An 18,856-nucleotide genomic window follows, 5' to 3' on the forward strand; every position below is an offset into this window, starting at 1 on the left:
CCCCCGTCCCCCCCCCCCCCCCCCGGGGGGCGGGGGGGGCCGCCCCCCCCCCCCGCCCCCGCCCGGGGGGGGGCCCCCCCGCCCCCACGTCGCTTTGCTCAAAGGATCCGTGATGCCTGCTCGATCGACTGGGCGGCGCGATGATCTACGCCGCGTCGCTCAATCTGCACCGCAAAAGTCTCTGCATTCCCGCATTGACGCAAAGGGGACGCGGCCGCCGCAACCGCCGTATCTGAACGACTTACAACGATTATCGCGATAGTCGAAATAGAATCCCATCTGGTTCTGACGGCATGGGCCGGCATCCGGCTTCACGAGGCAGGTCACCGAAAGCTCCTCCGCATCGGACGCTTCGCCTCCAGGTCCAGCACACCCGAGACATGTGATGACAGAAGCCAAGAAAAAGATGAACAGCGAGCGGCGCATCCTCGAACTCCCAAAACGCCTAGGGGAAAGCAGACAGCTCATGGATTCGACTCGCCTCTCTGATCCTTGAGTTCAGAAAATCGCCCGGAGCCGTGGAGCGCGCAGCGCGCCCCGCTAGGGAGCGAATCGAAACCTGAAAGCACCCAGGGATAGGCGCGCAGCACAGGCTGATCCCGGCATATCGCTCTAGGAGCCTGTCCGATTATCCCGCATATCGATCGACAGGTGCAGAGAGCCTGTCCCTGTATCACGTCTCATCGACCGACGAACGTCAGCACAGAATCAGCGACTCGCAAACAGGCCCTTCACGCCAAAGCCATGGCGGCAGACATAAAAAAAGGGGCGTAACCGCCCCCTTCTTGCTACCAAGGTTCAATGCCGAGAATCAGGCATCGAGATTATCCAGCGCCTTCTGGAATCTGTTGGCATGAGAGCGTTCGGCCTTGGCCAAGGTCTCAAACCAATCGGCGATCTCGTCGAAGCCCTCGTCGCGAGCCGTCTTCGCCATACCCGGGTACATGTCCGTGTATTCGTGCGTCTCTCCAGCGATCGATGCCTTGAGGTTATCCGAAGTGTCGCCGATCGGCAGCCCAGTTGCGGGGTCACCAACGGCTTCGAGGTACTCAAGATGACCATGCGCGTGACCAGTCTCGCCCTCCGCGGTCGACCGAAAGACCGCGGCCACGTCATTGTAGCCCTCAACGTCGGCCTTAGCGGCAAAGTAGAGGTAGCGACGATTGGCCTGAGACTCGCCAGCAAAGGCTTCTTTCAAGCTTTCTTCAGTCTTGCTGCCCTTGAGATCCATAGTGCTCTCCTCGAGATGGTTAAGTGGGTTGGATGGCTCGGCGAACGCGGGCCAAGGTAAGTCGGTGACTGAGTTCGCAGAAATTGTTTGTTCCAATGACAGCGATAGCCCTGCTTTATGGGCCGAGACCGCTCCCCTGTCACGTTGAAGGTACGGGCTTGCGGTCGGAATTAAAGACCCATGCGGCAGGCTTTCCAGGAGCCCATCAAGCGTTCCAAGAAATCGTCCTGAGCGGCTTCCAACCGCCCTACCCAAGGGTGCGGAAATCCAGGCATCCGTCGTGGCGACACCGCTGAAGTCGGACAGGGTTTTAGCCAAGCCATTCGCCACCAGGTGATAAACCCTGTGAGGCCGAGTCTCGGCGAATCGGCAGCTGTCACGGGATTGCGTCTTGTGACCAATCTCTCACTCTAGCCGCCTTAGATGAATAACTATTATGAGCGCGTGAACGGGTTCATTGTGAGCAACGACAGTGGCTGCTAGAACAGCACCCCAGGGACTTTCGAGTCTTGAGCCATCCCCGCTAGCTTCATTATCGGGAACGATTCATGCCGGCAAACAAGCCAAACATCGTCGCTAATATTCATCATCCGCACCAACTAGAGAACGACGTCGCGACCCTCGAGAACGAGATGCCGATTCGACTGCTTCAATTGACCGACCTGCATCTCTTCGGCGATCCGCACGGACAGCTCCTGGGCATCACGACGCGCGGCAGCTTCGAGGCCGTGCTAGAGCTTGCGCTATCATCCGATGCCCAACCCAGCGCGATCGTCGTGAGCGGAGACCTGGTGCACGATGAGACGCCCGCAGGCTATCGCTACCTGCGCGAGACACTGAAGCGGACAGATTTACCCCACTATTGCGTGGCAGGGAATCACGACGACGTGGGACTCATGCAGGAGCACCTTGGTTCAGCCGCCTTGGGATCGGTCGCGCTCAGGCGACTCCGCAGTTGGAATCTGGTCTTCCTCGATTCAAGCGTGTCTGGACAAGAGGGTGGACACCTGACCGCAGCGCAGCTGAATCAACTTCAGGACCTGCTAGAGGAGAATCGCGCGCCGACGGCGATCTTTCTGCACCACCATCCGGTACCCATTCAGAGCGCCTGGATGGACACCATGGGCGTCGATAACGGCTCGGAACTCATCGCGCTCTGCGACCGCAATCCACATATCAAGGCCCTCGTTTTCGGTCACATCCATCAATCCTTTAGCGCCAAGCATGGCGAGTGCTCAATTTTGGGCGCCCCTTCGACCTGCTTTCAGTTCCTCTCCGGCAGCAAGGATTTTGCGATCGACGACAGCCCACCTGGGTACCGTGAGCTGACCCTCTATCCCGACGGCAGCCTCGCGACCAAGGTCGTGCGGCTGGAGCATTACGCGGAACTACCCTTGCACCAAGTAGGCGGCTATTAAGGCGATTTCTACCAAAGCCCATATTCGCTGACTTGTCTCGAGGCCCGCCTTCCCTGTCGCACCGCCGGTGCTCCGTGAAGGCGAACCTCGCTCCGATGCCATCTGAAAAGCGATCTTCCGGCAATCGCCTAATCAATGGTGAAATCGGCGTACGACTGGTAGTCGAGAGGCTCGCAAGCAACGCCCGTGACCCGAGCAGCCGCAGGCCCTGTGCGCAGCCAATCGCGCAGCTGAGCCACGGCCGGCGCATCCCCGCACACCAGAACCTCGACACGGCCGTCCGGCAAATTCCTCGCGTAACCTGTCACACCGAGCCGCATCGCCTGCTCGCGTGCAGAGGCTCTAAAGAAAACCCCCTGCACCCGTCCACCCACTAGACAGCGATAGCAGATGCGTTGCTCTGCTTGATGATCTCCCATCTCGGACTCCTGGCGATCGCGGCGTCCAAACCGCGGATATCATGAATCGATCCGGCTAGACCGGCGCTCAAGCTCGGGGCACACCGACGCTGAGAGGCTGTCTGACAAACCTCGTAGAGGCGACTCTAGTCGCCCTTAACACTGCCGAGAGGGCGAATGAATTCGCCCCTACAGCTCGGGCGATTGCAATATTCAGACAGCCTCTGAGAGGGTGACATGCCCCATTTCTCACTTCTTGGCCGTCTCGCGCCGCTCGCGCTTGTATTGCGGAAAGCTCATGTCTTTGTAGTGACCTTCGACGACATAGGTACCCAAGAGCATGAACTCCGCAGCGTCCCGCGCAGCCCCTGTGTATCTCGCTACCATGTTCCCGTCCAGGTCGAAAAAGGCAAAGACTGGCGTGGCGCGGACCCGATGCGTCTTGAGCGCAAAGTCCTTTTGCTTCATGGAGTCGCCCGAGAAATCGGTGATTTCAATGTCCCCTTCGATATCCACCGGAAAGATGAGGAAATGCTCCTGGAAGTAGTCCTGCACCTCCGATTGATTGAGCACGGTGGTCTTCATGCGGTGGCAGAAAGGGCACTCGTCCATCTCGAACATCAACAAGACACCCTGCTTGCCCTCCGCCCTCGCCGTCTCCAGCTCCTCACTGAAATCGCCAAAAGTGGTGTTGAAGAAGTGCTCTACCGGATCCCGCGTGACCCCTAGCGCACTGCTAACCCAGAGGGTTACAGCAGCTGCAAGGAGCCAGGAACTGGCCAGGGCGAGCTTAGGCTGGGGTCTCCAGCTTCGATTTGAACGCATTGCGAACTCCTCCTCATCGTTATCCAATCTCCGCGCAGCGGGGTCTCTCCAATTTGGCCTAGACCGCGAGCCGCTCCGGGTGCCGATTCTCACCAGATCATGCCCGGCTTTCAACGTCGACCTCATCGCGCCAAGTCTGGCGGTGATGAAAAAACGGAAGCGAAGATGCTAAGAAGGTGTCCATCAATTGTTTCCCGATGCGAGCGATGCCGCCCGAAATCCCCCCTAGCCCCCCTTTGCGAAAGGGGGGAAGTTGTTGATGGACGCTTTCTAACGAAATAATTTGCTAATACTTGAGAGACTCCAGCGCAGGCCTATCATGCCGCATGATGGCGAAGACAAAGTCATGACGCGCCGTCAGCGGAGACCTTCGAGGAAGCCGCTGAAGACACCAAACCGCTTCGCAACCGCTCACAACGACTGGCGGTTACGGAGAGCATCTGCGGTAGACTAAGCGCCAAAAATCTCAACCAGATGACGAGCGAGCGAAGATCCTCATGAGCTATATCCTGGTCCTTTACTACAGTCGCCACGGAGCAACCGCCGAAATGGCGCATCAGGTCGCGCGCGGCGTCGAGTCGGGCGGACTGGAGGCGCGACTCCGCACGGTACCGGCCGTCTCTACGGTCTGTGAAGCCGTCGAGGACAGCATTCCTCCGGTTGGCGCCCCTTACGCCGAGTTGGATGACCTCAAGCATTGCTCCGGGCTGGCCTTGGGAAGTCCAACGCGCTTCGGCAACATGGCGGCGCCGCTGAAGTATTTTCTCGACGGGACGAGCGGACTCTGGCTCGCGGGCGCGCTCGCCGGCAAGCCGGCGGGGGTATTCACCTCCACATCAAGCCTACATGGCGGCCAAGAGACCACGCTGCTCAGCATGATATTGCCGCTGATGCATCACGGCATGCTGATCACGGGACTGCCCTATAGCGAATCCGATCTGCTGCATACTCAAACCGGCGGCACCCCCTATGGCCCGTCCCATCTCGCCGGCACTGAGAGCGACCGCCCAGTCGCCGAGGAGGAAAAGCGGCTCTGCCACGCCCTCGGCAAGCGTCTCGCGACCACGGCCGCCAAGCTCGCGGACGCCCCTCACTAAGCCTCGGCACGGCTCAGCGCCCTTTGAGCACGCCTTATCGACAGCTCCATCTGCCGATCGAGCTTCGGCGCGAGCCGACCCTGGAGGAGTACCTGCCTGGCCCCAATTCGGAGGCCGTCGCGGCGATCACGGCGATCGCCCAGGGGGCTGGTGAACCCTTCATCTTCGTGTTCGGCGCTGCGGGCACTGGCAAGACGCACCTCCTCCAGGCAGCCTGCCTCGCCGCGGGCAATCAGGGCCGCAAGGCGCATTTCCTGCCACTCACCACACCGGGCCTGGATCCCAGGGTACTCGAAAACTTGGAGCGCTTGGACCTGGTCGCCATCGACGACATCCAGAGTATTGTCGGCGATGCCCGCTGGGAAGAGACGCTCTTCGCCCTCTTCAACCGAATGCGCGACCAGGGCAAGGGCTTGATCATGGCGGCGAGCGCAGCTCCCGATGCCCTCGGCGTGCATTTGCCCGATCTTGCTTCCAGGCTACTCTGGGGGCCTCGCTACTGTCTGCAGCCCCTATCGGACGAGGATTGTGCCTGCCTCATGACCGAATCTGCAGCACGTCGGGGCCTACGACTCGGTCCCGACATCGTGCGCTTCGTCATGAATCGCTACCCGCGTGACCCCGCCTCGCTCATGGAGGTCATCGCACGCGTCGACAGCGTCAGCCTGCGCGAACAGCGCCAGCCGACGATCCCCCTGGTGCGGCGGGCCATGGAGCCTGACGATTGAGCCAAAAGGTGACTGGCCACTGGTGGCTGGTGGCTGGTGGCTAGTGACTGGCCACCGATCACCGATCACCGATCACCGATCACCGACCCTCAGCCCCGCGACTTCCAGCCCTGCCGGGCCGCCTTGCGTCCCCATACCCACACGTACTGAGCGCCACTAATCAGAACCGTGATGAGACAGCCCCAGACCAGGGCCGAGAGCGCGGCATCCGGCAGGGCATAGAACCCGGCGTCCGTGAGCACCGCGACCACCAGAAGAATCTGGATCGCGGTGTTAGCCTTGCTCACCGGGATGGGGGCAGCGTCGACCTCCGCGACGCCGTAGTTGTAGAGCACGGCACCACTGACGATGACGAGATCACGCAAGACAACAGCCAGGACCAACCACAGTGGAATCAGGTCTTGCGCGCCGAGCACGAGAAAGCAGCAGACGAGCAGCGTTTTGTCGGCCAGAGGGTCGAGAATCCCACCCAGCCGGCTCTGCCAGCCGTAATGCTTGGCGAGGAAACCGTCCAGGCCATCCGAGGCACCGGCGACCGCAAAGAGGATCAGCGCCCACAGATACTGCTGCTGAATCAGCAGATAGACCACCGGAACGACGGCGATCAACCTGATGATGCTGATGATGTTGGGAAGATCGCTCGGCTTCAAAGACCACATCCTTAAGGCTACAGGCGCAATTCTGGGCGGTGATCCTAGCTTGGAGCATCTCGGCTGTCCAAGGCCCGGTATACTATGCGGCTTCTCATCAGCCATACCGGAGCCACCGCGTGCCGCAGGATTCCCAACGCCCTCCATCCGCCAATCTGAGCTATCGCGCCGCCGGGGTCAACATTGATGCTGGCGCCAGACTCGTGGATCGCATCAAGCCGCTCGCCGCCGCGACCCGCAGACCCGGCGTTCTTGACGGGCTGGGTGGCTTCGGCGCCCTGTTCGAGCTGCCGCTCGATCGCTATCGCGAGCCGGTGCTGGTCTCGGGAACGGATGGCGTCGGCACCAAGCTGAAGCTTGCGATCGAGCTTGGGCGACACGACACCATCGGCATCGACCTGGTCGCCATGTGCGCGAACGACATCCTCGTCAGCGGTGCGGAGCCCCTCTTCTTCCTCGACTACTACGCGACCGGAAAGCTGGATGTCGATGTCGCGGAAGCCGTCGTCTCCGGCATCGCGCGCGGCTGCCAGCTCGCCCAGTGCGCCCTGACCGGCGGCGAGACGGCTGAAATGCCCGGCATGTACGGCGAAGGCGACTACGACTTGGCGGGCTTCTGCGTCGGTATCGCCGAAAAGGGCCGTCTGATCACCCCTGACCGAGCCAAGCCCGGAGACATCCTCATCGGACTCGCCTCCTCGGGGCCGCATTCGAACGGCTACTCGCTCATCCGCAAGGTGATCGAGGTTAGCGATGCCGACCTCGCCCAAGACCTTGATGGCCAGCCCCTGGGCGACGCCCTCTTGGCCCCGACCCGGATCTATGTCGCCTCCGTGCTGCCCCTGACGCACTCCATCGACGTCCATGCGCTCGCACACATCACCGGCGGTGGACTCACAGAGAATCTCCCGCGCGTCCTGCCGCCCGGCCTCCGCGCGAACATCGATCTCACCTCCTGGAAGCGCCCGGCGGTCTTCGATTGGCTACAAACGCGCGGCGGAATCTCGCACATGGAGATGCTCCGCACCTTCAACTGCGGGGTTGGCATGGTGGTCTGTGTCGCAGCTGAGGACGCGGAGAGCGCACTCACCCAGCTGCATCAGTCCGGCGAGACGGCCTGGACACTCGGCCAGCTCGAGGTCACGGATGGCGAGCCCGAGGTCGTCTTCAGTGACGTCGGAGCCAGCCATGGGTGAGCGGCCGCCGCTCCCAGTGGTCGCACTCATCTCCGGCAGCGGCACCAACCTGCAGGCCTTGATCGACGCCCAGCTTCGAGGCGCCCCCTTTAGGCTCGCCGCGGTCATCAGCAATCGCGCCGACGCCTTGGGGCTGGAGCGGGCGCGCCGACACGACATCCCGACTCGGGTGCTGAGTCACCGCGACTATAGCGACCGCGAGAGCTTCGACAGCAAGCTCGCCGAACTGATCGACGCTTTCACGCCCGGGCTGGTCGTGCTTGCTGGATTCATGCGCATCCTCACGGCGGGATTCGTCGACCGCTACCAAGGCCGCATGATGAACATCCATCCCTCGCTGCTCCCCAAGTTTCGAGGCCTGCATACGCATCAGCGCGCCATCGACGCCGGCGAGGCCGAGCACGGCGCCAGCGTCCACTTCGTCACGGCGGAACTCGATGGCGGCCCTGTCATCCTCCAAGCACGCGTCCCGGTGCAGCCCGATGACGATGCGGAATCCCTCGCGGCTCGCGTACTCGAGCGCGAGCACCTTCTCTATCCCACGGCGGTCAGCTGGTTCGCCGAGGGCCGACTCCAGCTCGGCGAAGACGGCCACCCGCATCTGGACGCAAGGCCGCTGCTCGAGCCGCGGACTCTAGAGCCCCCCTCGCCCGCCCAAGAGATCCAAGCAGCACGCTGAGTTTGACGCCGCCAGCATTCGGACCGCTCGCCCCCCTACTCCGCGAGTTCCTCAACCGAGCCATGCGGCTCATAGAGACGATCTTCGTGTGGCAGACAAGTGCTCGGGCGGGCCGGCGTGCAAGCGTGGGCATCTCGCACCAGCCGGACGAAGGCCGATTGACGCTTCATGCCGTAGTCCATGTCGCCGGTGCCAAAGTGCACACGCCATGCGCTGCCCGGATAATAGTTCGCTGGCGTAGAGGACCAGAAGCGTCCAGGCTGGGTGTTGGGGAAGGCCACACCATCGATATCGAGTCCGAAGCAGCGCCGCTCGAGCAAGGACATCAGCTCATCCCGATCCGGTAGCCGCCAATCCGCGTGACCCGCAAAGGTCGAGGTTTGCGCGCGCTGCATCGCCGATTGCCAGCTCAGTGACATGGTCTCGCCCCGCACACAGCCGATGCCGCCGAGTCCCTCGGCGCACTGCTTCCACATCAGGCCCGTGCTTGCGTCCTTAACCGTTCCGTTCTGAATCACCACAAAGCGCGGGCTCGGCATATCCGGGAGCGCTTCGTCTTGGCATTCGCGCGCAGTGGCGGAGGCAACAAAGACAACCACGCCGAAGACCAAGAGCCAAAGACGCGCGGGCATCATGGAATCGCGGTGCGCCGCTGCAGTGCTTGAGTCATCGCCAATATCCGCCTCTCCAGTTCTTGCAGGTCTTCGCAGACAGCATCCGCGACACTGCCGTCGTCCAAATCCAGCGCCGCACCGACCCTCGCGCAGGCGTGGAGCAGTTCGTAGTGCAGGTAAGTCAGCTCCCTGTACTCTGGCAAGCGGCCATAGTAGCGCCGACCTTCACCCTTCAGCCAGGCGAGAAAACGCGGGCTGGGAAGCTCCTCTATCCCGTTCATGGCATCGCAATACTCACGCCGCTCGACACCTTTGACCAACCGCTCGAGCCAGCGGCTGTACTCGTACCCTGCCAGCAGCACGGGCATATCCTGGATCCGACACCGCCGATCGGCGAAGAGCGTCCATTTCCAATCCGGCCGATAGGAGGAAATCCACTCGGCGACCTGCTCCGCCGGCATCGGCCGAGCAATGCCGAACCCTTGCGCGTAGTCGCACTCAAGCTGCATCAACAAGAGACCGTGCTCTGGGGTCTCGACCCCCTCGGCGACCACCTGTTTACGAAAGGTCGCCGCAAGACCGATGACCCCCTCCACCAAGGCAAGATCGTCTTGGTCATCCAGCATGTCGCGCACGAAGGAGCGATCGATCTTGAGCGTATCCGCCGGCAACTGCTTGAGGTAGCTGAGCGATGAATAGCCAGTTCCGAAGTCGTCGAGGGCGAAACGCACGCCGATACGCTGACATTCAGCCATGAGTGCGCGCATGGTCAGGACGTCATCCAATGCGGTGCTCTCGAGGATCTCCAGTTCCAGGCGGTCCGGCGGCATTTCCGGGTGCTCGGCCAGGACGCGCTGCAATCCGGCCAGAAAATCGGGGTGCTGGAAGTGACGCGCGGCAATATTGACGCTGACAATGAGATCCAGCCCCTGTTCCCGCCATTGCATCGCGTGGTCGATGGCCTGGCGCAGCACCCATTCGCCGATATCGACGATGAGCGGCGAGTGCTCGACGATGGGCAGGAAATCTTGCGGCCCAAGCAGGGTGTCTGCGTCCTTCTGCCAGCGAATCAATGCCTCCAACCCGACGACCTGGCCCGTGCGCAGGTTGACCTTTGGCTGATAGAAGAGCCTCAGTTCACCATACTGCAGGGCCTCGCGGATCCGCTCCAGCTCCTGATGCTGTGCCCGCAGGTCTTTAGCCGCTTCCATGTCAAACAGCTGGTAGCGGTTACGGCCGAGCTGCTTCGACTGATACATGGCGTGATCGGCATGACGCAGCAAGGTGTCCGGATCGCTGTCGTCCAGCGGATAGAGGGTCACCCCGATGCTTGCCGAGACGCTGATCTCCGCATCGTCGATATAGCAGGAGCGCGTCACTTGAGTGAAGATGCGCGCGAGCATCTCTTCCAACCCGTCGGCGCTATCGAGATCCGTGAGCAGCAGGACGAACTCGTCCCCACCAAGGCGGCCTGCGACGTCACTGGGCCCTATCGTCGAGCGCAGCCGATTGGCAACCTCAACCAGGAGCCGATTCCCGGTCTCATGGCCATAGCGGTCGTTGATCTGCTTGAAATCGTCAAGGTCAAGCGAACAGATCGCAACGAGACGATCGAAGCCCGAGGCACGCTCCATCGCCTCATGCAGACGACGGGCAAGCAGGACACGATTAGGCAGGTTGGTCAGCTCATCGTAGTGCGACAGGTTGACCAGGCGCTGCTGCGTGGTCTTGAGGTCGCTAATGTCGATGAACATCCCGATGTAGTGAGACACCGCGCCGCGCTCGTCGTGAACAGCGTTGATGTGAAGGGTCTCAGGGAAGACTTCGCCGGACTTCCGCCGGTTCCAAATTTCCCCCTGCCAATGCCCCTTTTCGGCCAGCTGCCGCCACATCTGACGGTAGAAGCGCGCGTCCTGCAGACCTGATCTGAGAATCGCCGGCGTCTTGCCGAGCACCTCGTCCCGGCTGTAGCCCGTCATCCGTGTGAAAGCCAGGTTCACGTCCAGGATTCGCTGCTCGGGATCCGTGATCAGAATCCCTTCCTGAGAACCCTCGAAAACGCTTGCAACCAACTGCAACTTGGTCTCGGCCCGACGCCGTGCGGTTTGGTCCCGCAGCGTCTCCACGACCGCGATCACACGCCCGTCCGCGTCGCGAATGGAGCGCGCATCCAATGCCAAATAGAGTTCGACGCCGCGCAGAGGCATGACGCACCAGTTTTCGGCATGCGCTTCGCGCCCTTCGTCGGTGCCGCCTCGATGCTCCGGATAGAAATCGCTGATCTCGCCATCGCGGCCCGCAAGGATGAGGTCAGCCAGACAGGGGCGCCGATCACTGTAGAAGGCTCGCCAATGCTCCCGCGTACCCAGTACATCAGCGGCCGGCATTCCCGTGAGACGCTCGCACGCCTGGTTCCAGAGGATGACTCGCCCCGTGGCGTCGATCACAAACGCCGGCACCACGAGCTGGTGCATCAGCTCGCTCGCAAACCCTTTTCCGTAGGCCGATTCCTCCCATTCTTGAACCGGCAGCCGCGCTTTCGTCATACTGACTGCTCTAAGGTCGGTCCCATGCTCTCCCTCCGCTGCGTCCTGATCTGCCGCCTCGGCGTGAACCCATCAGTCCGAGCGCTTGGAGCGACTCCCATCGCTCGAATCGGATGACTTGTCAGCGGAACCCTTGGCCGCACCCGAGGATAGATTTTTCAGCATATTCTGGAACATATCCCAGGAGGCAACGGTGCCCGCGACATAGGGCTGAAAGAGCTTCAGAGGATCGTAGCCCTCGGCGCCCGCGACCATGCGCTCGCGGATGTCATCCATGAGCTGGCGCTGAAAGGCCTCGACATCCGGCAGGCCAAACAGCTTACGGACTTCTTCGGGGGACATATCGATATCGACGGTGATCTTCATGGGTCTCTCCTAGTCGCAAGGTGGACGCCCGCTGCACGCTCGCGGCGCTGCGCGAGCCTAAACCAAATCTCAGTGCCGGCTCGCCCGCGGCACATCCTCGAACTGAACCGGCTCCTCGACGACCAAGGAGCGCCTCACGCGCCGGCCAAGCAGCACGCAGGCGCGCTCGAAGGCACGGCTTGCCTCACGGGCATTCCACTCCCATTCGGAGGGATGGGCGTTCGCGGCGAATTGCCAGTGCCCCGTCGTCAGCACGGAGCCAATGCGGACCTCCAGCGTCCAATCGTGCCAAAGCTGGCCGGGCTGGTCCTCCTCGACGAACTCCTGCTCGACCAGCCGCACGTAGTGCCCCGCTTGGTCGTCCATCGCAACCTGATTGGACAGCACCAAGGTATCATCGATGCAGCTGCTCCAAGCAGTATGCACGGCGCTCGCCGTTCCCATGAGTGCGTGCATGATGAGACCCGGGGTGGTGGTGAGGGAGAGCGGCGTATCCCAATCCGGCTCGCCTGAATCAATTTCTGATGCCATTACCAATCTCGAAAATTGTTTGACTCGGCCTGCCAAGCTGCACACCGCTGCTTGAAGTCTAAGGCCCGGGGCCCAAATGCGCCAATCCCGCACAGCCAAATGTAGACCTGCGCAAACAAAAAGGTGTAACGCCATGTCAGTCATCCTGGATCTCGCCATGTTCCCAACAGACCAAGGAGTCAGTGTTAGTCGGTTCGTGGCGCCCCTGGTCGCGATGATTCGTGACAGCGGACTCGACTATCAGCTCTCGCCCATGGGCACACAAGTCGAAACCGACACCCTGCCCGAAGCACTCGAGCTGATCGCGCGTGCTCAGAGCCTGCTCGACGAGCAGGGTTGCACGCGCGTCTACGCCGTCGCCAAGTTCGATGTTCGCCAAGGCCCCAAGGGACGACTCAAGGGCAAGATCCAATCTGTCGAAGGGCGTATCGGCTCGGTCAGTCAGGGGAACTAGAGCTCCATTGCTCGAAGCTTCCCGGTAAGGTGTCTGATTCGTTTTCTAGGAGCACGGACCATGAAGATCGCCATCTTTTCAGATGTGCAAGGCAACCTGCCCGCCATGGAGGAGGCCGTCTCGCGAATAGGCGCTTGGGACCCGGATATGGTGATCATGGATGGCGATCTGGTGAACCGCGGCCCCAGCAGCCTTGCCTGCCTCGAGCGCTTCGACGACTTGAGACGCACCCACGGCTGGCTCCCGGTAAAGGGCAACCATGAGGCCTGGATCCTGCGCTGCGCCCGCGAAGCGCCGCGCGATGCGCTCGATGAAGCCTTGCGGCGCTTCGCCGACTGGACCTACCAGCAAGTCCGTCCGCGCCTGGACGCGCTCCAAGACTGGCCTGATCACCTCTGCTTCAACGGCGGCGACGACTCCAGCTGGGTGCATGTCACCCATGGCACCATGGCGAGCAATCGGCAGGGCATCACCACCAGCGTCAGCGACGATGATGTGCGCGCCGCCATGCCTGAAGACGTCTCCCTCTTCGTCACCGCCCATACACATCGCCCGCTACTCCGTTTCGTGGACGGCACCCCTGTTCTCAACGTCGGTTCCGTCGGCTCGCCCTTCGACGGCGACCCGCGCGGCAGCTACGCGCTCTTGGAACTGCGCGCGAGCGGCTGGCATTGGGACATCATCCGTTTCGACTACGACCGGGCGCAGGCCGAGCGCGACTTCCATGATCACGGCTTCATCGAGGGAGGCGGTCCACTGGCGCGCATTCTGTTCGAGGAATGGCGCCGCGCCCACTTGCTGATGCCGACCTGGCGACGCGACTTCGAGCCGGCCGTCCTCGCCGGCGAGCGTCCCTTGCAGCCTGCGGTTGACGCCTTCCTCGCGAGTATCGACTGAACTGAGCCCTAATTCATGAAAGACGCAGATACGCTATCCAGATTCCTGTTCGAGCATGCCGGCATCCGCGGCAACTTGATTCATCTGGACGCCAGCTGGCGTGCCGTGCTGGACGCGCACACCTACCCAGCTGCCGTTCAGGAGCCGCTCGGCCAAGCGCTCGCGGCCGTGTCGCTGCTCGCGGCGACCATCAAATTCGAGGGTTCTCTCATCCTCCAAGTGCAGAGCGCCGGCCCCATCCGCACCCTGGTCGCTCAGGCCACCAATGCGCGCACCCTGCGCGGACTGGCGCGCTGGCAGGGAGAGGTCCCCGAGCAAGGCTCGCTCGACGAGCGTTTCGGCGAGGGGCGCCTGGTGTTGACGGTGCAGCGGCAAAATGCCGATCCCTATCAGGGGGTGGTCCCACTAGAGGGAGCGGATCTCGCCGACGCCATCGAAGCCTATTTCAAGGAATCGGAGCAGCTAAAGACCCGGCTCTGGCTAACCGCCAACGGCGAGCACGCCGCAGGGCTCTTGCTTCAGAAGATGCCGAACGAGGACGCCGAGGACGAGGATTGGGAGCGCGTCGAGATGCTGGCGGACACGCTGACCACGGGCGAGCTGAGGGATCTGCCAACGCAGGAGCTGCTCTATCGGCTGTTCAATGAAGAGACCGTGAAACTCTTCGAGCCCGAGCCGATGTCCTTCCGCTGTGGGTGCTCACGCAGCCGCATTGAGGATACCGTCAAGATGCTGAGCGAGGCGGAGGTAGACAGCATCCTCGCCGAGCAAGGTGCGATTGAGGTCACCTGCGAGTTCTGCAACCGCGAGTACCGCTTCGACTCCGTCGACACACGGCAGCTCTTCGCATCGCCGACACGGCACGAGCCGCCGCAGACACGGCAGTAGCATGCGGTGAGCGAGCGCCACATCATTCAGCTGCGCTCGCGATCGACCTGCTTCCTGACTCACAACATCCTACGGCCTGACGGACCCTTCGACCGATGGACCTTCACTCCCTCTTGACCAGCCTCCAGCCCCTGCTCGGGCTAGGTGTACTCATTGTGCTCGCCTGGCTGCTCAGCGAAAACAGGCACGCCGTCCGCCCTCGGCTCATCCTGGCGGGACTCGCACTCCAGCTGGTCCTGGCGCTGGTACTTCTAAAGCTTCCACCCGTGCAGGACGCCTTCCTCGTCTTGAACCGCATGGTGCTGGCGCTCCAGGAAGCGACCCAGGCAGGCACCGAGCTGGTCTTCGGCTATCTGGGCGGCGGCTCCACCCCCTTTGAGACCAGCTATCCGCAGAACAGCTTCGTGCTGGCATTCCAAGCCCTGCCCCTCATCCTGGTGATCAGCGCCCTCTCCGCTCTCCTCTTTTACTGGCGCATCCTCCCGCTGCTGGTGCGAGGCTTCGCTTGGCTCTTGAAGCGCACGCTCGGCACCGGCGGTCCACTGGGTCTTGGTGCTGCCGCAAACGTCTTCGTCGGGATGACGGAGGCCCCATTGCTGATCCGGCCCTACCTGGCATCCATGTCCAGATCGGCACTCTTCGGCCTTATGACCTGCGGCATGGCGACCATCGCCGGCACCGTCATGTTCCTCTACGCGAACTTTTTGTCTGGTGTCGTCCCAGACGCCATCGGTCACATCCTGAGCGCATCCCTCATCAGCGCCCCGGCCGCGCTCATGCTCGCGGGTCTCCTCGTGCCCGAGGAGACACAAGTCCAAGAGCACAGGGAGGTCCGGATCGATTCTCAAGCAAGCAGCGCCATGGACGCGGTCACGCGCGGGACGCTGGACGCAATCCCGCTCTGGCTCAACATCATGGCCATGCTGATCGTCATGGTTGCCCTGGTCAGCCTCGCCAATCAGCTCCTCGGCCTCTTGCCGGCCATCGGCGGCGAAGCCGTCTCCGCGCAGCGACTGCTCGGCTGGATCATGGCGCCAGTCGTTTGGCTGATCGGAATTCCCTGGTCAGAGGCCAGCACGGCGGGCGCCCTCATGGGTGTGAAGACCGTCCTCAATGAACTCATCGCCTACCTCGAGCTGGCCGGCCTGCCGGACGGTGCGCTCAGCGAGCGCAGCCGGCTCATCATGACCTACGCCCTGTGCGGCTTCGCCAACCTCGGCAGCCTCGGCATCATGATTGGCGGCCTCACCACCATGGCACCCGCCCGTCGAGACGAGATCGTGGGGCTCGGAATGAAGTCCATCCTGGCCGGAACCATGGCCACACTCATGACCGGGGCAGTCGTCGCGCTTCTGATCTAATGCCGCGCCCGCGCAAGGCCAACCGCGAAGGCGGTGGGCGGCTGCATTCGATCCCGATTCCACGGTCTTGCTGCGAGGGTTGCCGACGCACTTGCTCGGTGCTGCCGTCGTATCTGGCCCCGCGCGGCGCTGGTATGGGTGGGCGCTGACGTGTCCGTCTTGGGTCTTCGTTGTGGTATCACCCAGCCAAGAGCTGAGGTTCCAGCATGACGAAAATTCGTGATCGGCAGCTTCATCCGCGGGTAGTGCCACAATCTATAGGATGATAGGATGGCGAGAAATTATTACGCTCTTAAATCAATCGTTTAAGAAAGCGCCCAACCTATAGATAAGATCACTCCCCAGAATTCATTCTAATTTGAACGTAATAAAATAACTTGCATTTGAATAATCCGTAATTAAAACCATTACCCCTTCTCTTTCCTGAATATAGCCGTCGATCATTGCCTTCAACTCCTCTTGACTTGCCGGACTATCGAATATTTCCAGAATTTCTTCTCTTGTCCTGTAATCATGCTTTTTCGGGCCGTATTTATTGATCACGTCGCTAGCGTACACCATGAGCACCCCCCTCCCTGATGAAAGGCAGCACTCCCGATATAGCTTGGAAATCTTCTTGAGCTTTGAACCCATGACTGATAGCGCCTGATCTCTTTGGGTTTCTGCTTTCATAACACGCAAAAGCTTTTCCTTCCATACTCGATAGGACGAACAATAGTTACCGTAACGTAAGACAAAACTCTAGCCGCAAGCATGGATTTCCCTATGATTCCGTAACTTCGAAAAATTTCACCACATCGTCAACGTCGACTTCAACGCCAAGCAGATTGGAATAGTCTACCCATAGAGCAACAGGAACTTGTTCACCACCCCCATAAGAAGCTGTCTGAAAAACGTGTAGGGGCGAATTCATTCGCCCAACCGCCGGACCAAGGGCGAATGAATTCGCCCCTGCAAATGTCTCGACCATGATTTCCAGACAGCCTCTAAGTGTCCCGTGACACCGGGAGGTATCCGAGATCCGCTCAGACTGTGATCGTTGAAAGCTGCATAGGCGTGCGTTTCCCGTCGATAACGACGATGCCGCTTTCGGTCACATGGTAGTGCTTCTTATCTTCCTCGTGATCATAGCCAATAACCGAATCCTCTGGAATGCGGACGTTCTTCTGCAGAATACAGCGGCGAAGTTTCGCGTTGCGTCCAATATCGCAGTTATCGAAGATAACGCACTCCTCGATATGGCAGCCAGCATGAACGAAGACGTGTCGGCCTAGAACGGAGTCCCTGACGAAACCTCCAGAAATGATGCACCCCCCGGAGACAACCGAATCAATGGCCTGTCCCCGACGATTATCATCGTCAAATGCAAACTTGGCCGGCGGATCGGGATAGCTAGCGGTCCGCAGCGGCCATGCGCGGTTGAACAGATTGAGTTCGGGCGAGATGGCGCGTATATCCATATTGGCCTCATAAAAGGCATCAAGGGTACCAACATCGCGCCAGTAGGGAGACTTGTCTGGGTCCTCGCCGGGGATATTGTTCGTGTTGAAATTGTAGGCAAACATCTCGGCCTGACCGATGACCTTAGGCAAGATGTCTTTCCCGAAATCATGGGAACTCGCAGGATCCTCTTGGTCCTCCTCGATCATCTTCAAGAGTATATCGGTGCTGAAGACATAGTTGCCCATGGAGGCGTAGACACGGCTCGAATCACCAGGCATGGTAGGTGCATCGGCCTTCTTCTCGTGGAAGCCCATGATGCGCCCGCTGCTATCTGCCTCGATGACGCCGAAGTCTTTAGCGAACTTCTTATCTGTGGGCAAGGCCGCAATGGTGACATCGGCATGCTTTTGCTGGTGATACTCGATCATTTCCCGAATGTTCATCCGGTAGATGTGATCCGCACCGAACACAACCACGACATCCGGAGCAGATTGCTCGATGAGGTTCAAGTTCTGGTGTATGGCATCGGCGGTTCCTCGATACCACTCCTTGCCCTTGGTACGCATCTGAGCCGGCACCGGAACTAAGAACTCGTTCTTGAGAATGCCCCCGAACTGCCAGCCATCGCTAAGGTGTTGCAGAAGAGACTGGCTGCGAAATTGGATCAGCACATAAATGGAGTAAATCCCGGAATTGACGAGATTGCTGAGCACGAAATCGACAATCCTGTACTTCCCGCCGAACGGAACTGCCGGCTTGGCACGTTCACGGGTCAATGGGTATAGCCGCGTTCCTTCGCCTCCAGCTAGAACAAACGCAAGAACCTTGAGCTGCATATCTCCTCCTATTTTTTGGTGCTGGGTCTGATGGAACCTCGATCATCTCGTGGTCCAAGCGCAAAGTCGGTGAGAGCGGCTCCCAGCCGCAACGGACGCGCGATCACGGCGGGGCGCCGCTCCCACGTCGCTTTGCCTGAAGGATGCCCGGCGCCTACTCAATCGACCGGGCGATCCGACGATCAACGCCGAACCTTCGACTTCCGAAGGATGGCGCATCGGGCGGCCTCGATCATCCCTTCGCCCAAGTCGGCCAACGCATGCGTCGTCAGGCCATCTTGGCCTGACAGAATCAGGGCTGGAAGCCCTGACTACGCAGGGATGGCCAGCAGCTGGACCGAACGATGATCAAGGCCCATCGGGCGAACGAACTCGAATTGCGCCGTTCCGGAGTTGGGGGCGCTAGATGTAACCCGTTAATAGCGTGAGCATCGGCTGTTCGCCTGACTGGGGACGAGCAGCCCGCGTTGTTCATGCCTTGTCGCTATCAGGTTGAGCAAGATCAGTCGCAGAAGAGGGCACTATACTCGGGCTCCCAAATCCGAAGATGCCCAACAACCTTAACCGGATCTGCTTAGAGATCCAACCGGGCGAGGATGGACTTCACGTGTCTCATCTGATGGCGTCGATCATCGTTTGGGCCAGTCGTCTTCCGTAGGGTGGACAAGCGCAGCGCAGTCCACCAACGCCGACGCGGG

Annotated in this window: 19 protein-coding genes and 1 pseudogene; 9 read left to right on the forward strand and 11 right to left on the reverse strand. The window is 60.8% G+C overall.

The window, feature by feature from the left end; all coding sequences use genetic code 11:
• Positions 1-159: 159 nt before the first annotated feature.
• The gene (locus tag G3480_RS29040; protein WP_338114184.1) at positions 160-468 is read right to left on the reverse strand and encodes a BPTI/Kunitz domain-containing protein; all 309 of its coding nucleotides are present in this window, start codon (positions 466-468) and stop codon (positions 160-162) included.
• Positions 469-811: 343 nt separating this feature from the next.
• Positions 812-1,231 carry a rubrerythrin family protein gene (locus G3480_RS19750; RefSeq protein ID WP_164655629.1) on the reverse strand — a complete coding sequence of 140 codons (420 nt, stop codon included), beginning with the start codon at positions 1,229-1,231 and terminating at the stop codon, positions 812-814.
• A gap of 548 nt (positions 1,232-1,779) precedes the next feature.
• Here G3480_RS19750 and G3480_RS19755 point away from each other — a divergent pair.
• On the forward strand, positions 1,780-2,649 hold the full coding sequence (locus G3480_RS19755) for a metallophosphoesterase (RefSeq protein ID WP_240905933.1): 870 nt from the start codon (positions 1,780-1,782) through the stop codon (positions 2,647-2,649).
• Between the two features lie 128 nt (positions 2,650-2,777).
• Here G3480_RS19755 and G3480_RS19760 read toward each other — a convergent pair whose 3' ends face one another.
• Both G3480_RS19760 and G3480_RS19765 read right to left on the reverse strand, forming a co-directional pair.
• Entirely contained in the window at positions 2,778-3,068 is a 291-nt protein-coding gene (locus G3480_RS19760; protein WP_164655613.1) for an acylphosphatase, read from the reverse strand.
• 228 nt (positions 3,069-3,296) lie between these two features.
• Positions 3,297-3,872, reverse strand: coding sequence for a thioredoxin family protein (locus G3480_RS19765; protein ID WP_164655614.1), 576 nt, complete (start codon positions 3,870-3,872; stop codon positions 3,297-3,299).
• A 497-nt stretch (positions 3,873-4,369) separates the two neighbouring features.
• Here G3480_RS19765 and wrbA point away from each other — a divergent pair, with 497 nt between their 5' ends.
• Positions 4,370-4,969: an NAD(P)H:quinone oxidoreductase gene (gene wrbA / locus G3480_RS19770; RefSeq protein WP_164655616.1), complete on the forward strand. Its 600-nt coding sequence runs from the start codon at positions 4,370-4,372 to the stop codon at positions 4,967-4,969.
• Between the two features lie 23 nt (positions 4,970-4,992).
• Positions 4,993-5,697 carry a DnaA regulatory inactivator Hda gene (hda, locus tag G3480_RS19775; protein WP_164655617.1) on the forward strand — a complete coding sequence of 235 codons (705 nt, stop codon included), beginning with the start codon at positions 4,993-4,995 and terminating at the stop codon, positions 5,695-5,697.
• Positions 5,698-5,786: 89 nt separating this feature from the next.
• On the opposite strand, the gene G3480_RS19780 is transcribed toward hda, so the two are convergent.
• Positions 5,787-6,347: a CDP-alcohol phosphatidyltransferase family protein gene (locus G3480_RS19780; protein WP_164655618.1), complete on the reverse strand. Its 561-nt coding sequence runs from the start codon at positions 6,345-6,347 to the stop codon at positions 5,787-5,789.
• A gap of 119 nt (positions 6,348-6,466) precedes the next feature.
• Here G3480_RS19780 and purM point away from each other — a divergent pair, with 119 nt between their 5' ends.
• Positions 6,467-7,543, forward strand: a complete 1,077-nt coding sequence (gene purM / locus G3480_RS19785; RefSeq protein WP_164655619.1) for a phosphoribosylformylglycinamidine cyclo-ligase — start codon at positions 6,467-6,469, stop codon at positions 7,541-7,543.
• A complete protein-coding gene (purN, locus tag G3480_RS19790) occupies positions 7,536-8,222 on the forward strand; it encodes a phosphoribosylglycinamide formyltransferase (RefSeq protein WP_164655620.1) in 687 nt (228 codons plus the stop codon). The genes purM and purN overlap by 8 nt, the downstream gene beginning before the upstream one ends.
• Before the next feature lie 35 nt (positions 8,223-8,257).
• Here purN and G3480_RS19795 read toward each other — a convergent pair whose 3' ends face one another.
• The 4 genes from G3480_RS19795 to G3480_RS19810 all read right to left on the reverse strand — a co-directional run bounded on the left by G3480_RS19795 (position 8,258) and on the right by G3480_RS19810 (position 12,279).
• Positions 8,258-8,857, reverse strand: coding sequence for an Lcl C-terminal domain-containing protein (locus G3480_RS19795; protein ID WP_240905934.1), 600 nt, complete (start codon positions 8,855-8,857; stop codon positions 8,258-8,260).
• Positions 8,854-11,382 (reverse strand): putative bifunctional diguanylate cyclase/phosphodiesterase, encoded by a 2,529-nt coding sequence (locus G3480_RS19800; protein ID WP_164655621.1) that lies wholly within the window; start codon positions 11,380-11,382, stop codon positions 8,854-8,856. Before G3480_RS19800 ends, G3480_RS19795 begins: the two co-directional genes overlap by 4 nt.
• Positions 11,383-11,454: 72 nt before the next feature.
• Complete coding sequence (locus G3480_RS19805; protein WP_164655622.1) at positions 11,455-11,748, reverse strand: DUF6489 family protein; 294 nt, start codon at positions 11,746-11,748, stop codon at positions 11,455-11,457.
• A 69-nt stretch (positions 11,749-11,817) separates the two neighbouring features.
• Positions 11,818-12,279, reverse strand: a complete 462-nt coding sequence (locus G3480_RS19810; protein WP_164655623.1) for a hypothetical protein — start codon at positions 12,277-12,279, stop codon at positions 11,818-11,820.
• A gap of 133 nt (positions 12,280-12,412) precedes the next feature.
• Here G3480_RS19810 and G3480_RS19815 point away from each other — a divergent pair, with 133 nt between their 5' ends.
• The 4 genes from G3480_RS19815 to G3480_RS19830 all read left to right on the forward strand — a co-directional run bounded on the left by G3480_RS19815 (position 12,413) and on the right by G3480_RS19830 (position 15,879).
• A complete protein-coding gene (locus G3480_RS19815) occupies positions 12,413-12,733 on the forward strand; it encodes an MTH1187 family thiamine-binding protein (protein WP_164655624.1) in 321 nt (106 codons plus the stop codon).
• Between the two features lie 60 nt (positions 12,734-12,793).
• The gene (locus G3480_RS19820; protein WP_164655625.1) at positions 12,794-13,630 is read left to right on the forward strand and encodes a metallophosphoesterase family protein; all 837 of its coding nucleotides are present in this window, start codon (positions 12,794-12,796) and stop codon (positions 13,628-13,630) included.
• Positions 13,631-13,645: 15 nt separating this feature from the next.
• Positions 13,646-14,518, forward strand: a complete 873-nt coding sequence (gene hslO / locus G3480_RS19825) for an Hsp33 family molecular chaperone HslO (RefSeq protein WP_164655626.1) — start codon at positions 13,646-13,648, stop codon at positions 14,516-14,518.
• 113 nt (positions 14,519-14,631) lie between these two features.
• On the forward strand, positions 14,632-15,879 hold the full coding sequence (locus tag G3480_RS19830) for a NupC/NupG family nucleoside CNT transporter (RefSeq protein WP_206171801.1): 1,248 nt from the start codon (positions 14,632-14,634) through the stop codon (positions 15,877-15,879).
• Positions 15,880-16,227: 348 nt separating this feature from the next.
• Here the strand turns inward: G3480_RS19830 and G3480_RS19835 are convergent, their stop codons facing one another.
• Both G3480_RS19835 and glgC read right to left on the reverse strand, forming a co-directional pair.
• Positions 16,228-16,551 carry a hypothetical protein gene (locus G3480_RS19835; protein ID WP_240905935.1) on the reverse strand — a complete coding sequence of 108 codons (324 nt, stop codon included), beginning with the start codon at positions 16,549-16,551 and terminating at the stop codon, positions 16,228-16,230.
• 353 nt (positions 16,552-16,904) lie between these two features.
• Positions 16,905-18,173: pseudogene (gene glgC / locus G3480_RS19840) on the reverse strand (glucose-1-phosphate adenylyltransferase); the annotation flags it as partial.
• Positions 18,174-18,856: the final 683 nt, after the last annotated feature.

The organism is Thiorhodococcus mannitoliphagus (assembly GCF_010915725.1).
GTDB lineage: Bacteria > Pseudomonadota > Gammaproteobacteria > Chromatiales > Chromatiaceae > Thiorhodococcus > Thiorhodococcus mannitoliphagus.

Coding starts and splice junctions, on each gene's coding strand:
- G3480_RS29040 (WP_338114184.1), bottom strand. CDS start 468: ATGAGCTGTCTGCTTTCCCCTAGGCGTTTTGGGAGTTCGAGGATGCGC.
- wrbA (WP_164655616.1), top strand. CDS start 4,370: ATGAGCTATATCCTGGTCCTTTACTACAGTCGCCACGGAGCAACCGCC.
- G3480_RS19795 (WP_240905934.1), bottom strand. CDS start 8,857: ATGATGCCCGCGCGTCTTTGGCTCTTGGTCTTCGGCGTGGTTGTCTTT.
- hslO (WP_164655626.1), top strand. CDS start 13,646: ATGAAAGACGCAGATACGCTATCCAGATTCCTGTTCGAGCATGCCGGC.
- purN (WP_164655620.1), top strand. CDS start 7,536: ATGGGTGAGCGGCCGCCGCTCCCAGTGGTCGCACTCATCTCCGGCAGC.
- G3480_RS19750 (WP_164655629.1), bottom strand. CDS start 1,231: ATGGATCTCAAGGGCAGCAAGACTGAAGAAAGCTTGAAAGAAGCCTTT.
- G3480_RS19835 (WP_240905935.1), bottom strand. CDS start 16,551: ATGAAAGCAGAAACCCAAAGAGATCAGGCGCTATCAGTCATGGGTTCA.
- G3480_RS19805 (WP_164655622.1), bottom strand. CDS start 11,748: ATGAAGATCACCGTCGATATCGATATGTCCCCCGAAGAAGTCCGTAAG.
- G3480_RS19765 (WP_164655614.1), bottom strand. CDS start 3,872: ATGCGTTCAAATCGAAGCTGGAGACCCCAGCCTAAGCTCGCCCTGGCC.
- G3480_RS19810 (WP_164655623.1), bottom strand. CDS start 12,279: ATGGCATCAGAAATTGATTCAGGCGAGCCGGATTGGGATACGCCGCTC.
- G3480_RS19815 (WP_164655624.1), top strand. CDS start 12,413: ATGTCAGTCATCCTGGATCTCGCCATGTTCCCAACAGACCAAGGAGTC.
- G3480_RS19820 (WP_164655625.1), top strand. CDS start 12,794: ATGAAGATCGCCATCTTTTCAGATGTGCAAGGCAACCTGCCCGCCATG.
- G3480_RS19755 (WP_240905933.1), top strand. CDS start 1,780: ATGCCGGCAAACAAGCCAAACATCGTCGCTAATATTCATCATCCGCAC.
- G3480_RS19760 (WP_164655613.1), bottom strand. CDS start 3,068: ATGGGAGATCATCAAGCAGAGCAACGCATCTGCTATCGCTGTCTAGTG.
- G3480_RS19800 (WP_164655621.1), bottom strand. CDS start 11,382: ATGACGAAAGCGCGGCTGCCGGTTCAAGAATGGGAGGAATCGGCCTAC.